We start from the raw sequence: 13,520 nt of genomic DNA, 5'->3' as shown, positions 1-13,520 counted from the left end.
TATCTATTGATGCATGACTGCCCTCCCAGCCGCCGCCACGAGTCAGTCTTTCTTAAAAGAAAGCAAAGCGATGTTTGGACAACTCCTAAAGGGGGTCGCATGTGCGATTGCCTTTGCAGCCCCTGCGGCTGCGGCAGAAACACAATTGACCACACTGGCCGGCAAAGTCACTGTTCAGCCCGACCCGACTGAGGTGATCACATTCGACCTTGGCGTGTTGGACACCCTGACGGCGTTGGGTGTTGATGTGACGGGCGTTCCCTCACCAATATATGTTCCAGCATTGGAACATTTAGATGATGGCACGCGGCCCCGTATCGGCACCTTGTTCGAGCCGGATTATGAGCAGGTCTTTGCCCTCAAACCTGACCTTATCCTCGCGGGATCGCGCACGCGTGAAAAAATTGCGGCCTTGGAGAAAATCGCGCCAACTGTGGATATGTCACCATTCTCCGATGATATTGAAAAAGTGGTCAAAACCCAAACCACCGAGCTTGGTGCCCTGTTTGGAAAAGAGGCCAAAGCGACGGAGCTGGTCGATCACCTTCACACGTCGCTCGTAACCCTGCGGGCTCTGACGAAAGACGCAGGGAAAGGTTTGATTATCATGACCAATGGCCCGAAACTGTCCGCCTTTGGGCCGGGATCGCGCTTTGGATGGGTGCATGAGACCTTTGGCGTGGAGCCGCTTTTGGACAAGGTCGAAGCGGAAACCCACGGCGAAGCCATCAGTTTTGAGTTCCTGCATGAGGTCAACCCAGATTGGTTGATCGTCTTTGACCGGACCAAAGCCACGCATGGCGATGGCGCAACCGCAGATGTGACACTGGACAATGAACTGGTGGCGCAAACCACGGCAATGAAAAAAGGGCAGGTGATCTATGTCCACCCGGCAGATTTTTACATTGCCACGACCGGGGTGCGTTCGCTGCAAGACACAGTAGACCAATTTATCGCCGCCTTTGGCGCCGCTCAATAAGCGTTTTTGTTGTGAAATCTCTGCATCTTCATATGGGGCTCGCCTTGACCAGCATTTTGGTCATGGCGCTTCTGTCTTTGACCACCGGTGTCGCTGACATGTCTTTTGGTGCGGTGCTTCACGGTCAAGTCGATGATGCGCTCATTCTTCTGGCAAGTCGGGTGCCCCGCACCGTGGCGCTCATCCTGACCGGGGCGTCTATGGCGATTGCGGGTCTGATCTTTCAAATGCTGACGCGCAACAAATTCGTTGAACCCGCCACGGCGGGAACGGCCGAAAGTGCGGGGCTCGGTCTGCTTGTTGCGGTGTTCTTTTTCCCGGCCGCACCGATGTTGGCCAAGATGCTCCTTGCGTCCGGCTTTGCCATCGCGGGCACGGTGCTGTTTTTGCGGCTTCTTGATCGGCTGCCGCCGCATCAACCGTTGCTCGTGCCTTTGGTCGGGCTGATGTTGGGAGGGGTGATTGGGGCTGTGGCAACATTTTTCGCCTATCAGACCGATTTGCTGCAATATCTCGGCATTTGGACCACGGGCGAGTTTTCCGGCGTGTTGCGCGGACGCTACGAACTCCTTTGGATCACCGGCGGTTTGGCGGTGATTGGCTATCTCTATGCGGATCGGTTTTCGATCATCGGCATGGGTAGCGATGTTGCGATCACGCTGGGGCTAAACCATCGCGGGGTGATGTGGTTGGGGCTTTTGATCGTCTCTGTGATCACTGCCGTTGTCGTTGTCACCGTTGGGTCGATCCCGTTTCTCGGCCTCATCGTGCCAAATATTGTCAGTCGGATGGTCGGAGACAACCTGCGTGCAGCGGTGCCATGGGCGGCGAGCCTTGGCGCGGGGCTGTTGTTGTTCTGCGATATTTTAGGGCGGGTGTTGCGTGCACCCTATGAAGTCCCGATTGCGACGATTCTCGGAGTGCTTGGATCGGCGGTGTTTTTGATGATTCTTTTGGGACGACAAAGCCATGCCGTCCGATAGGTTTGCACAGATGTCCCTCCCTCCAACGGGTCAGGTTCCAATGGATCGCGCGCTCGCACGCTTGTTGATCCTCGGCGCGCTGTCTCTGGTGGCGCTCGGGCTTTTCCTCACTCTGGGTGTGCCGCATGGCGCTTGGGGATTTGCGCTTCCGTTTCGGGCCGGGAAACTCGTGGCCCTTGTGCTTGTGGCCTATGCCATCGCCACCTCCACCCAGCTCTTCCATGTCGCCACGCGTAATCAAATTCTCACCCCCGCCATTATGGGATTTGACGCGCTTTATCTGATGCTTCAGGCGGGGTTGGTCTTTTTCTTAGGGGCCATGGCGACACAAAATCTTGAACCAGTCTTCAAATTTTCCCTCGAAGTGATCTTGATGATGGTGTTTTCCACCGGGCTGTTCCTGTGGCTTTTTTCCGCACAGGCACGCGATTTGCATCTTCTGGTCTTGGTCGGGATCATTTTCGGCACGCTGTTTCGCAGCCTGTCCAGTTTCATCTCTCGGATGATCGACCCCAATGACTTCGTCGTCGTTCAAGGCGCAAGCTTTGCGCAGTTCAACACGGTCAATATTGATCTTGTGTGGATCACACTCGTGCTTTGTGCGTTCACATTGCCAGTTCTGTGGGCGCTACGGCACCAATTTGACGTGCTGGCACTGGGCCGGGACACCGCCATAAATCTTGGGCTAGCTTATCGGCGGGTCATGTTGATCACCTTCGCGATGATTGGCCTATTGGTCTCGGTCTCGACCGCGCTTGTCGGGCCAGTCACGTTCTTTGGCCTGCTGGTCACCCATCTCGCCTATCGTCTTTTGCCCGGTGCGCGGTTCGGACAGACATGGGTCGCCGCGACCCTTGTTGCAGTGATCACCCTTGTGGGCGGTCAGGCGGTTTTTGAACATGTGCTCGGTTTCAAAGGCACGCTCTCCGTGGTCATTGATTTGCTTGGCGGGCTCGTTTTTCTCACCCTCTTGTTCAAAGGCGCGCAACGATGATTCAAATCTCCGATGTCAGCCATCAGATTTCGGGCCTCCCGATCCTCACCGATGTGACATTCACCTTGCCAAAGGGTGGGATCACCGCCTTGATCGGGCCAAACGGCGCAGGCAAATCCACTCTTTTATCGCTCATGGCGCGGCTGAATAAATTGCAAACCGGCGCAATCTTTTTTGATGGCGTGGATGTGTCGACAACGCCGACGCAGGCACTGGCCAAACGCCTGTCTATCCTACGCCAAGACAATAGCGTTTCTGCGCGTCTGACCGTCGAAGACCTCGTGGGTTTTGGCCGCTATCCTCATCATAAAGGCCGCCCCACCGCTGAGGATCACCGCCTTATCTATGCCGCGCTTGAGGCGATGGCACTGATCCCGCTGCGGGCGCGATTCCTCGATGAACTCTCGGGCGGCCAACGTCAACGCGCCTATGTCGCCATGGTTTTGGCACAGGACACGGATTATGTTTTGCTCGATGAGCCATTGAACAATCTGGACATGAAACACGCCCGCCAGATGATGGAACGGCTGCGCGAGACGGCCCGCGATCAGGGCAAAAGTTTTGTGATCGTGATCCATGACATCAATTTCGCCGCCGCCTATGCCGATCGCATTGTCGCCTTGAAAAACGGCCGTTTGCACGCCATCGGCACGCCGAAAGACATCGTCACACGCCCGATGCTCAAACAGGTGTTTGACCTCGATATCATCGTTGAAAATATTCGAAACCTTCCCGTTGCGATTCACCAAGTCGCGCCTTTTCCACAGAGACAGGAGCACACATGACCGACACATTTGCAACCTGCAGTGGCCTTGCCGCTAGCACCTTTGCCGCGCCCCGTTTTGAGAAAATCGCCCTGCAATTGTCCGAGCACGGATATGAGGTAAAGCGCAATGAAGCGTGGATGAGTGGAGCAACGGATCGGGGGCAGTTCGAAATTGCAGGCGAGGAGGGTGCGATCAGAATCACCCTTGCAGCCAAAGATGCCAAAACATTGTTCATGCTGCGTGATCAAATTCTCCATATTGTCGATCACGCCGACCCTGAGCTTTTAACGCAATTCGAATGGTCGGGTATCTTGCCGGATCAAGGTCCGCCCGCCAATTTCCGTCTGGCTGAAGTGGTGGAGGTGACGCAGCCCTTCCCGCATTTTTATCGCGTGACGCTTAAGGCCGACAACATGGCGCATTTCTCCGATGGTGCGATGCATTTTCGTTTGTTGTTGCCGCCGCAGGGGCGCACCCCGGTTTGGCCGGCGCTCGACGCGACGGGCCGCACCCGATTTCCGACCGGCGAGGATCAGCTCCACAATCCGGTGTACACCTTTGTGTCGATTGATGTGGAAACAGGGCTTTTTGCCTTTGATGTGTTTATCCATGATGGCGGTCGGATCACCGAATGGGCACGTGGGGCACAGGTCGGTGATACGATCGGCATGACGGGGCCGGGGGGTGGGCAGATGCCAACAGCCCAGAGCCTGACCCTGGTCGGTGACGAAACCGCATTGCCCGCGATCCGGCGTATTTTGGCGCTGGCCGCACCGGAGGTGATCGGGCATGCGTATATCGAAGTCGGCGGAGCGGAAGATATTCAGGACCTCGTAAAGCCTAAAGGCATTACGGTGACATGGCTCATACGTGGCGCGGATCTTGGCCCTGTGGAGACGCTCTTTGCGCTCTATGGCGACGCCCCGATGGAGTCGATGCCGTTCCTGTGGTGCGGGGCGGAAAAATCCCAGGTTCAGCGCGCCCGCAAACATTTTCGGGATACGATTGGGATTGGGCCAGAGCAGAGCTATTTCTCGGGTTATTGGCGGAAAGAGGCCTAATGCGGTACAAAAACCGGGTCGGCGCATACGCGGGCCGACAAGCTTTCCTCGTTGTGACCGAGCCGTTCTTCCTCTCCGAGCGGAACCAGAAGATCTATTTCGTGATCACCTCGTATCTCAGCGGTTCAGTTTCCCAGAACCACCTCTAGCATCAGGTTTTGGAGGCGCAAGGCCCTGCGCCAGTCATAGCCTGCAGCGGGATGTTGTGGGAAGATGTAAGGGATTGGCCGCGAAAAAAGAATGCGGCGTTCAAACCCCAATGGTCAACAGATCGAGCGCCGCTGTGATCTCCATGTCGTGCTGCGCAAGGCTGGTAACCGGCATTTTCAGAATCACCACTGGCACCGCTGACAAGAACTGCGTCACCATCACATAGGGTTCAGTTTGGATATTAAACACTGGATTGAGGCGTTTGGCTGGCGATGGTGCTACACTGATCGGCATCAGCGGCACCATAATGCGCGTATTCAGGCTCTCCAGAAGATCGGCCTGCACATCGAGCAGATAGCCCGCACCGTCGGGACTCGCATGCACATCAAACCGCGCCATCAGAAGGGTCGGTATTTTTCTAGGGGCAAACCATGTTGCTCAACCCAAGCATTGGATGCTGCAAGCGCCTTGGCGTTCTCGCGCTGCCATGCGGCGGCTTTTGCATCCTTCACCGCCCGGCGCAAACCTGCTTCTGCCGCCTGCGAAAGGTTCACACCAAAGGAGCGGGCCTCAGACAAAAGGCCCTGATCCAAACTCAGGTTGGTTGGCTTTTTGGGGGTGGGTTGTGCTTGCATCGGCTTACCTCACGATCATGCGCATATCACAACAAGTCAATCAGCGGCATTCGATCCCAATACCTCAACAATAATGTTGAGCAGGACCATGGTTTCCTCAGGAAAACTACTCGGCCAATGCTCGGATTCAAGGCCATCTATTCAGCTGCCCCAACACGAGCAGGGATCGAAGCCGCACATGACTCGCAAGGGACAGTTCGGGCTGAATGGCGTGTCGCCTTTCACGCGGTTCGTGACCCTAGATGGGTAGTTGTGTTCAGTGGAAACTCTTATTCAACTTCCAGTAAAATTTGCGACAGAATTTTTGGTGTGCTTGATCGCCAAGTGTTTGAAGTGAAAAAAGGCCACTTTCCATCCGTCCGATTTGATCTATGTCATTTTCAGCATAATTTGGAGCGCTAACATTACACGTTCGGGGGTGCGGTGCTCTAAAAATATATGAGCATGCTTGAAAAATTTCTGCAAGAATGTCGTCAGTATGGGTTATATATACCAAATATTGCCTAATTTATATCTTAAGACTATAAGTAGGTAGATCGGGCTAAGCGTTGGGCGAATCTGCGCGCATATAGATGCGACAGAATTGCTTTACCGAGCGGAAGTAGATATCTTAACCTTGCGGTGAGGTGGATTTTGCTCGTGTTCGCGCTGAAGAGTTTTGTTGAATTGGAGTGCGGCGCAGGTGTCGGCGAAAAAAAGTCAAAATGAAACGGTAGAGCGTAAGGAATTGGCAAATGTTTTGCCTCTTTCCATGCACATGGCTGAACCGGATCGTCTAAGCTCCAAGTCTGGCCTGAGCGGCGTTGCCGCGAGTGCGATTGGCATGGGGCTGGCGCTGCAAGGCGGTGTGGCCAACAGATTGTGGGCCTCATCTGCAGAAGATGTGGCCGTCGAACCGACTGATGAGAGTTCTGAGCCGACCCAAGCGCCGGTGACGCATGATGATGTGAACGGGGAGGATGTGACTGCGGAGAATGCAGTCATAGATTCTCCTGCTACGCTCATAGAGGACGATGCGGTTGAGGACTTGGGTGTGGAACCAGAGTTTTCGCCTTCTGCTGCCGTGGCGGCGGCGGGCCGAACAGCAGGCATCGCAAATGCGGGCACCGCTGCTGACGCAGTGACACAAATGTTGTCCCAGGACGATGCCAAAGACGACGCTGCGCTTCTCGGAGGAGAGGAGGGGGGCTCGCAGACTATTGATTTCATTGGGTCTAACACAGAGGGTTTGGTCGGGTCTGTTCTCGATCCCGTGCTTGGGGAGGATGGCCTTATAGACGATCTTCTCGACGCGCTGTTTGGGGAAGGTGGGTTGCTGGACGGGCTTCTCGGGGATGAGGGGCTGATTGATGATCTTCTTGACGGGTTGATCGGCGAAGGCGGCGTTCTGGATCTCGAGGTTCTTGAGAGTCTTTTGGATGGCGTGGTCGAAATCGTTCTGGGAGAAGACGGCCTCCTGTCCGATTTGATTGGAGAGGATGGCCTTTTGGGAGACCTCCTTGATCCGCTGCTCGGGGATGGTGGTCTTTTGGATGGTTTGCTGGACCCAATCCTTGGAGTGGGTGTGGTTGACGACCTGCTTGGCGAGGATGGACTTGTTTCTGGCGTTGTGGATGACCTGCTTGGAGAAGGCGGTCTTGTCGAGGAGATTGTCGGCGACATCCCTGTGGTTGGCGATCTAGTCGGGTCTGATGGCCTCCTTGGAGATGTGTTGGGGGATGGCGGTCTTCTTGGTGGGCTGCTCGGCCTTGGTGGTGCGCATGTTGAGAATCTGAGCGCACCTACGGCAGTGCCTGTTGAGGAATATGCTGCGCCTGATGAAGGATACATCGAGTCTCTGATGGATTTCGATGTTCCGCTGGGTGAGGCGTCAGATACGGTGTCTGAGCTTATAGAAGGCCTGTCGTCTGGAAATGTAGACGACCTTATGTCAAATCTTCTCGGCGAGGCCGATGTGCTAGGCTTCGATGTCGCACAAGGCGACGTTGGAGGTTTCGATGATTTGTTTGCTGGCCTTGCGGCCGAAGATAGCCTGACCGGCTCTTTCGTGGATCAAGGTTTGCTCGGTGGTGTGGCTGATGCCGTTTCAGACGGTGATGTTGACTCTCTGTTGAGCGAAATTCTTGGTCCCCCGAGCAGTGATGTGCTGGCTGGCGGAGACGCATTTGACGTTCTACTTGAGGGTGAAGGTCAGGATTTGTTGAGTGGTGTTGCCGATGTCGGCGGGCTTCTTGGCGATTCGGATGGCGTTTTCGGGGGTATTTCGGATGTTGTGAACTCTGATACGCCTCTGCTTGATGATCTTTTCTTTGACCAAAATGACCAAGTTTAAGTGTGACCTAGTCACATAATTACATCCTTTGCCTTGATATTCATTTTGAATAAATGAATATTCTGTCATATGCCTTTTACTGGGCAATTTCTTTCATGTAGTTCTTATGGGTAGCTGTTGGCGGTTGCCTTGATCAAAAGGACATGATGAAGTCATTATGGTGGATTTTATAAGGGGGATGGGGTGTCTAAAGGTCTTTGTGGGAGAAGGTGGCTCCTTAAGATGTTTAAAGTGATTTTGGGGCCATGCTTTCGCAGTGTAGGGTCTGAGCATATTTTTGCCGCTCACAACTTGAGTTCACAAGAATGACTGTATCTGTCCTCTTTCAGGCCAGTGATGGCAGCGTGGCCCCGACGACGACGCCGAGTCTTGTGTTGACGATGCCGGGCCGATTGACATTGATGCAGGATCAGGCGGAGATCTCGGGTTTTGAAAAACTTGGCGCCAATTTGCATGTCGCCTTGGCCGATGGCTCCGAGCTATTGGTCGAAAACTTCTTTGTGATAGGACCTGATGGCGACTACAGCCTGTTTGTCGACGAAACAGGTGTTCCAGTTGTGACGGGTCTGATGGTGCCTGAAGCCGACATGGCATTCGACGACTCTCCTGTTGAAGTCGCGCACAATGTGCCAGCTGATGACGCAGGCGAAGCGGGCATGGGCCTTGTCCATGACAGCAGCGATGCGTTCGACCCCCTTGTCATCACGGGCTATGGCATAGGGGCCGCAGGCATGCTCTTTGCCATGATCCAAGAGGGAGAGGGCCCTCATGATGGGAGCGTTGATCTGGCAGTGCCTGATCAAGCTGTAGCTGTGGAAATGACTGAGAATGAAGGTATTTTTTCGACAGCCTCAGAGGATGTCACAACACACTCCTTCGATATGATCCTGTCAGACGGGCAAGGTTTACTTGCTGGTCTGGATGTTGGGGAGCTGCTGTAATGCCAAAGTATGTCAAAAAAATGGGCGCATTTCTTGCACGCTCTCTGAAAACCTTGCTATGGCTTTCACCTCTTATTTTTGGCCTGTCGGCACCCGCACATGCACAAATGTCGATTCAGGAAGCCGTTCTGATCGCAACGGCAAGTGATCCAAGTGTCGAAGCGTTGCGCCAGAAAGTTGCAGCCCGAACCGTTGATATTCAAGCGGCCAGAGATGCCTATTTCCCCTCGATCAGCCTGTCAGGAGACAGCAGCACAACAGACAGTGACGGGCCCGGTGTCACGTTGAGCGTAACGCAAGTTCTGTTTGATTGGGGCCGCACCCGCAGCCAGATTGCCGAGGCGTCTCAGGTTCGGGTGCAGGCCGTTTCGGATCTGAAAATGGCGGTTGAAGATCTGAGCTTTGAAATCGCGGGCTTCTTCCTTGATGTCGAGGTGATGGATCGCAAAATTTCCTATACGAAGGACTATATGACGTTTGCGCGCCGCCTGGCCGGTCAAACGCAGGACCGAGCTGCGGCAGGGGTGAGCGACAACAGCGAAGTGGCACGGGCGAGATTGGAAATTTCGCGGGCCGACGAGCAGATGTCCCAGCTTATGGCAAACCGCCAAATTGCGTTGGCGCAGCTTGAATTTTTGATTGGCCAAAAGGTTGATGCAGTGCAACTTCCGCCGTCGCTATTGTTTTCGGAGCATTATGGCTCAGCAGACAAGATCAGTGCCGCGATCCGGATCGCACCCGGTTACATCGCGTCGCGCGCAGCAGTTGCTGAGGCAGAAGCTGCGGTTCAGGTTGCGAAGGCACAACGTTTCCCCACGATCAATCTTCAGGCCCAGGGACGTATGGACCTCAATGGTGGGGATACACAGACGGCGATTGGGATATCTGCCGGCGTCGATCTAAATTCGCGCGGTTTCGGCCAGCGGAAAATACAATCCGCGCAATTGGCTGTAGAGGGCGCAAAAGCATCGCTAAAAGGGCAAGAGCGGCAACTCATGAACACAGCAAGCAGCGCGCTTGAACGTCTCAGCCTGTTGCGCCGGAGTGAACAATCCAGAGATGTTCAGCTCGTCGAGGCAAAAAAGGTTTTGCAGACCTATGAGAAGCAATTCATCGCGGGTCAGCGGGAAATTCTTGATCTTCTAACCACCGGGAGAGACCTCTACGACGCCCAGATTGATAAGATCGACACATATGATGAGCGTAAGCGCACTGAATACGAAGCGGCCAAGGATCTTGGTGTCTTGGGCACCATGCTTTTGGCTGGATCGACGGTACAATGATGCGTGATGAAAGAGGCCCACTGAAATGAAAGATACCGTGTCTCACGATCCTCTTGTTCTCGGACTTTTGGAACTGTGCCGTTTGCAAGGCGTTTCGACCTCTATCACGCAATTGACCACGGGGTTGCCGCGTGATGTCGGCGCGCAGTTGACGCCAGATCTGGCACCGCTTGCCTTGCGTCGTGCAAATATGAGTTGCCGGATTAGTCGCGAACCGCTGCGCGCATTGCCGGATCACAGCTTTCCGGTGCTGCTCTTTTTGAAAGATGGCCGTACACTTATTCTCGAAAGCCTAGCGGAGCAGCGGGCAACGGTCGTTCTCCCTGAATCGGGAGGCGGAAAGGCGATTTGGACCTTTGAGGAACTCGACCGTTTGCATGACGGTAAGGTCCTCATCTCCAAACCAATCGACATTGTTTCTGATCGTCTCGATGGGAAGAAGGCGGGGCGCGAGCATTGGTTGCTTGGCCCGCTTTGGGAAAACTGGTGGATCTATCGCGACGTGATGATCGCGTCCTTTGCGGCCAATATTCTTGCCGTTGCTACGGCGCTCTTTTCGATGCAGGTCTATGACCGCGTTGTGCCAAACAATGCCTTCGATACGCTTTGGATTCTGTCGAGTGGCGTCGGTATTGCGATTGTGCTCGAACTGGTGCTGCGGTTGATGCGCTCCTCGCTTGTGGATGTGTCAGGTCGAGATCTTGATTTGCGGTTGTCGGCCCAGCTTTTTGACAAAGTCGCGAACATGCGCTTGGCCAATCAACCCGCTTCGACTGGGGTTTTTGCCAATCAGGTTCGGGACTTTGGCGTGGTGCGAGAGTTTTTCACCTCAAGCACGGTCACTGCCATTTGCGATCTGCCTTTCGTGCTCATCTTCCTTGGCGTGATCTGGTTTATCGGTGGCAACGTGGCTTTGGTTGTCCTCGCCGGTGTCGTTTTGAGCGTGGTGCCGGGCCTGCTTATGCAGAAAAAGCTTGCGCGGGCTTCGAGGGAAAACACGCGTGAAGCCTCGGCCCTCAATGGCCTCCTCTTGGAAACCATTTCCAATCTCGAAACCGTTAAGGCCTGTCGTGCCGAAGGGCGGTTGCAACGTGCGCATGCACAATTGACGGCGGCGATGGCCACGACGGCCATCAAAACCCGCAATTTGACGACATTGATGAGCCAACTGGTCAGCTCTGTGCAAAGGCTTGCCTATGCGGGCGTTGTCATTGCTGGTGTCTATTTGATCAGTGCCGGGGAGTTGACGGTTGGGAGCCTGATTGCCTGTACGCTTTTGTCCACACGCGCGATGTCGCCGATGGGGCAGGTGGCCGGACTTTTGGCCAAGTGGCAACATGTCCGCGCGGCGATGGAAGGTCTGGACGAGATCATGAAGCTCTCGGTTGAACGCCCTTCGGATCGTCACTTTGTGCGTGCTGCCGAAATGGCGGGAGACTATCATCTGCAAGATGTGGTGTTCCGCCATGACCCGCAGGCACCGCCCGTCCTTGCGATCGCTGACTTGAAAATTGCGCAAGGCGAGCGGATTTCGCTGCTCGGTGGCAATGGCGCAGGAAAATCGACGATGTTGCGGCTTTTGGCTGGGTTGACCGATCCGCAAGCGGGCAGTGTTCTCGTTGATAATCTTGCTCTGAGTCAAATTGATCCAATCGACCGGCGCCGACAAATTGGATATTTACCTCAAAGCGTGGCGCTGTTTCAGGGAACGTTGCGGGAAAACCTGCTTTTGGATCACGGACTTCATTCGGATGATGAGTTGCTTCAGGCACTCGACGCGGTTGGACTTGGGAAATTTGTGCGCCAGCACGTCAAAGGTCTCGACCTTCGGATTCAAAGCAATGCAAACGTGTCTGGGGGGCAACGCCAGTCTATTGGTTTGGCGCGTGTCCTGCTGCAAGATCCAAAAGTCGTCTTGCTCGATGAGCCGACCTCCGCTTTCGATCATGTGACTGAGGCAAAAGTGATTGCGCATTTGAAGCAATGGCTCCAAGGGCGCACGACGATTATTTCGACGCATAAGCGCGAATTGCTTGGACTGACGGAACGCGCGATTGTTCTGAATGATGGGCGGGTGGCCCGCGATGGGGACTTGCTGCAAATCTTGAATGCCGCCCGTGCAAATTCTGTTCAGCAAAAACCTGTTCAGGCCGTAAAATGACCAGCCCGGATTTGGTCACCACAAGCCATATCGACGGGAGCTACCGGCGTCAGACGTTGAAACGGTCGCGTTTGGTCATTCAAACCGTCGTTCTGTCGCTCTTTATTGCCATCGGCTGGGCCGCAATTGCGCAGATCAATGAAATCACGCGCGGTGATGGGCGGGTCGTTCCGTTGCGACGTTTGCAATCTATTCAAAGCCTTGAAGGCGGGATTCTTGCGGAACTGCATGTGAGCGAAGGCGATATTGTTCAGGAAGGTCAATTGATTGCGCGTTTGGACCCGACGCGCTCAGAGACGGCATTTAATGCAACGCAAGCGGAGATTACTGCGCTGAAGGCGGAAACTATGCGGTTGGAAGCCGAGGTGATGGAGCAACCGCATCTTGAATTCGGACCGACACCAAACGAGGCGGAGGTCGGAGAGTTGCGTTTGTTTAAGGCGCGGCGCACCAAGCTGGAGGCCTCTTTGATGTCCCTCGAGGAGGAGCGCAGCACCATTGAACGCCAGATTGAAATCACAAGCCCTTTGGCCGCAGGCGGATCGGTGAGCCAGATTGATCTGTTGCAGCTGCGCCAACAAAAAGCGGAGCTGGACGGCAAGATCAATGAGGTCCGCAATATTTATGTGCAGGACGCTTACAAAGATCTGGCCGCACGGCGGGCGAAACTGACGACTCTCCAACAGGAGCTGATCCAAAAACAAGATGAGTTCCAACGGACAGAAATCCGCTCTCCTGTGGCAGGCCGGGTCAACAATATCAAAATCACCACGCTTGGCGGTGTTGTGCAACCGGGCGAACCGATTATGGAAATCACGCCGACGGACGATCAACTTTTGATCGAGACAAAGGTAAAACCGCAAGATGTTGCTTTTGTTGCGCCGGGAATGCCTGCGAGCGTGAAAATCACAGCATATGATTTTGCCACTTACGGGGATTTGCGGGGCACTGTGACCCAGATTTCCGAAGACACGGTCGAAGAAGATACGGCGCAGGGTCCACAGGACTTTTACCGTGTTATGATCCGTACCGATGTCAGCTACCTTGAGCGTTTTGGCGAGCATTTTGCTATTCGTCCGGGGATGGTGGCACAGGTTGATATCGAAAGCGGCAAGCGGTCCGTTTTGAGTTATCTGACACGGCCACTGATGCGCGCAAGGCTGCGCTAGGTCAGAGGGGATGTGGGGGCATCCTTAAAGACTATACTCAACGCAAAAATAAACGAGATTTTGAA

13 protein-coding genes are annotated in these 13,520 nt (G+C 54.5%); 11 read left to right on the top strand and 2 right to left on the bottom strand.

Annotated elements, in window-relative coordinates; genetic code table 11:
• Positions 1-70 precede the first annotated feature (70 nt).
• The 5 genes from DA792_RS00325 to DA792_RS00305 are packed head-to-tail and all read left to right on the top strand — an operon-like array spanning position 71 to position 4,784.
• On the top strand, positions 71-979 hold the full coding sequence (locus DA792_RS00325) for a siderophore ABC transporter substrate-binding protein (protein ID WP_159075113.1): 909 nt from the start codon (positions 71-73) through the stop codon (positions 977-979).
• A gap of 32 nt (positions 980-1,011) precedes the next feature.
• On the top strand, positions 1,012-1,962 hold the full coding sequence (locus DA792_RS00320) for an ABC transporter permease (protein ID WP_107717937.1): 951 nt from the start codon (positions 1,012-1,014) through the stop codon (positions 1,960-1,962).
• 10 nt (positions 1,963-1,972) lie between these two features.
• Positions 1,973-2,956, top strand: coding sequence for an iron chelate uptake ABC transporter family permease subunit (locus DA792_RS00315; RefSeq protein ID WP_107717939.1), 984 nt, complete (start codon positions 1,973-1,975; stop codon positions 2,954-2,956).
• On the top strand, positions 2,953-3,741 hold the full coding sequence (locus tag DA792_RS00310) for an iron ABC transporter ATP-binding protein (protein WP_107717381.1): 789 nt from the start codon (positions 2,953-2,955) through the stop codon (positions 3,739-3,741). The genes DA792_RS00315 and DA792_RS00310 overlap by 4 nt, the downstream gene beginning before the upstream one ends.
• Entirely contained in the window at positions 3,738-4,784 is a 1,047-nt protein-coding gene (locus DA792_RS00305; protein ID WP_107717379.1) for a siderophore-interacting protein, read from the top strand. Before DA792_RS00310 ends, DA792_RS00305 begins: the two co-directional genes overlap by 4 nt.
• A gap of 249 nt (positions 4,785-5,033) precedes the next feature.
• Here DA792_RS00305 and DA792_RS00300 read toward each other — a convergent pair whose 3' ends face one another.
• On the bottom strand, positions 5,034-5,333 hold the full coding sequence (locus DA792_RS00300; RefSeq protein ID WP_107717376.1) for a CcdB family protein: 300 nt from the start codon (positions 5,331-5,333) through the stop codon (positions 5,034-5,036).
• A complete protein-coding gene (locus tag DA792_RS00295; protein ID WP_107717375.1) occupies positions 5,333-5,569 on the bottom strand; it encodes a type II toxin-antitoxin system CcdA family antitoxin in 237 nt (78 codons plus the stop codon). The genes DA792_RS00300 and DA792_RS00295 overlap by 1 nt, the downstream gene beginning before the upstream one ends.
• Here DA792_RS00295 and DA792_RS23410 point away from each other — a divergent pair.
• The 6 genes from DA792_RS23410 (at position 5,558) to DA792_RS00265 (ending at position 13,455) form a co-directional block, all read left to right on the top strand.
• Positions 5,558-5,971: a DDE-type integrase/transposase/recombinase gene (locus DA792_RS23410; protein ID WP_439099356.1), complete on the top strand. Its 414-nt coding sequence runs from the start codon at positions 5,558-5,560 to the stop codon at positions 5,969-5,971. The genes DA792_RS00295 and DA792_RS23410 overlap by 12 nt on opposite strands.
• 355 nt (positions 5,972-6,326) lie before the next feature.
• Complete coding sequence (locus tag DA792_RS00285) at positions 6,327-7,901, top strand: hypothetical protein (protein ID WP_159075109.1); 1,575 nt, start codon at positions 6,327-6,329, stop codon at positions 7,899-7,901.
• A 344-nt stretch (positions 7,902-8,245) separates the two neighbouring features.
• Positions 8,246-8,842 (top strand): hypothetical protein, encoded by a 597-nt coding sequence (locus DA792_RS00280; RefSeq protein ID WP_159075107.1) that lies wholly within the window; start codon positions 8,246-8,248, stop codon positions 8,840-8,842.
• Entirely contained in the window at positions 8,842-10,125 is a 1,284-nt protein-coding gene (locus tag DA792_RS00275) for a TolC family protein (RefSeq protein WP_107717369.1), read from the top strand. The genes DA792_RS00280 and DA792_RS00275 overlap by 1 nt, the downstream gene beginning before the upstream one ends.
• A 25-nt stretch (positions 10,126-10,150) precedes the next feature.
• Positions 10,151-12,286, top strand: a complete 2,136-nt coding sequence (locus tag DA792_RS00270; protein WP_107717367.1) for a type I secretion system permease/ATPase — start codon at positions 10,151-10,153, stop codon at positions 12,284-12,286.
• Positions 12,283-13,455, top strand: coding sequence for an HlyD family type I secretion periplasmic adaptor subunit (locus DA792_RS00265; RefSeq protein WP_107717365.1), 1,173 nt, complete (start codon positions 12,283-12,285; stop codon positions 13,453-13,455). Before DA792_RS00270 ends, DA792_RS00265 begins: the two co-directional genes overlap by 4 nt.
• Positions 13,456-13,520 lie beyond the last annotated feature (65 nt).

The sequence above is a fragment of the Celeribacter baekdonensis genome (assembly GCF_003047105.1).
Lineage (GTDB): Bacteria > Pseudomonadota > Alphaproteobacteria > Rhodobacterales > Rhodobacteraceae > Celeribacter > Celeribacter baekdonensis_B.
The sequence above is the reverse complement of the archived record's forward strand: the minus strand, read 5'-3'. Positions and strand labels throughout refer to the sequence as shown.

Bases quoted from the DNA above. Each gene is read 5' to 3' on its own strand.
- DA792_RS00265 (WP_107717365.1), top strand. From the start codon at position 12,283: ATGACCAGCCCGGATTTGGTCACCACAAGCCATATCGACGGGAGCTAC.
- DA792_RS00285 (WP_159075109.1), top strand. From the start codon at position 6,327: ATGGCTGAACCGGATCGTCTAAGCTCCAAGTCTGGCCTGAGCGGCGTT.
- DA792_RS00325 (WP_159075113.1), top strand. From the start codon at position 71: ATGTTTGGACAACTCCTAAAGGGGGTCGCATGTGCGATTGCCTTTGCA.
- DA792_RS00300 (WP_107717376.1), bottom strand. From the start codon at position 5,333: ATGGCGCGGTTTGATGTGCATGCGAGTCCCGACGGTGCGGGCTATCTG.
- DA792_RS00305 (WP_107717379.1), top strand. From the start codon at position 3,738: ATGACCGACACATTTGCAACCTGCAGTGGCCTTGCCGCTAGCACCTTT.
- DA792_RS00310 (WP_107717381.1), top strand. From the start codon at position 2,953: ATGATTCAAATCTCCGATGTCAGCCATCAGATTTCGGGCCTCCCGATC.
- DA792_RS00315 (WP_107717939.1), top strand. From the start codon at position 1,973: ATGTCCCTCCCTCCAACGGGTCAGGTTCCAATGGATCGCGCGCTCGCA.
- DA792_RS00295 (WP_107717375.1), bottom strand. From the start codon at position 5,569: ATGCAAGCACAACCCACCCCCAAAAAGCCAACCAACCTGAGTTTGGAT.
- DA792_RS00320 (WP_107717937.1), top strand. From the start codon at position 1,012: ATGGGGCTCGCCTTGACCAGCATTTTGGTCATGGCGCTTCTGTCTTTG.
- DA792_RS00275 (WP_107717369.1), top strand. From the start codon at position 8,842: ATGCCAAAGTATGTCAAAAAAATGGGCGCATTTCTTGCACGCTCTCTG.
- DA792_RS00270 (WP_107717367.1), top strand. From the start codon at position 10,151: ATGAAAGATACCGTGTCTCACGATCCTCTTGTTCTCGGACTTTTGGAA.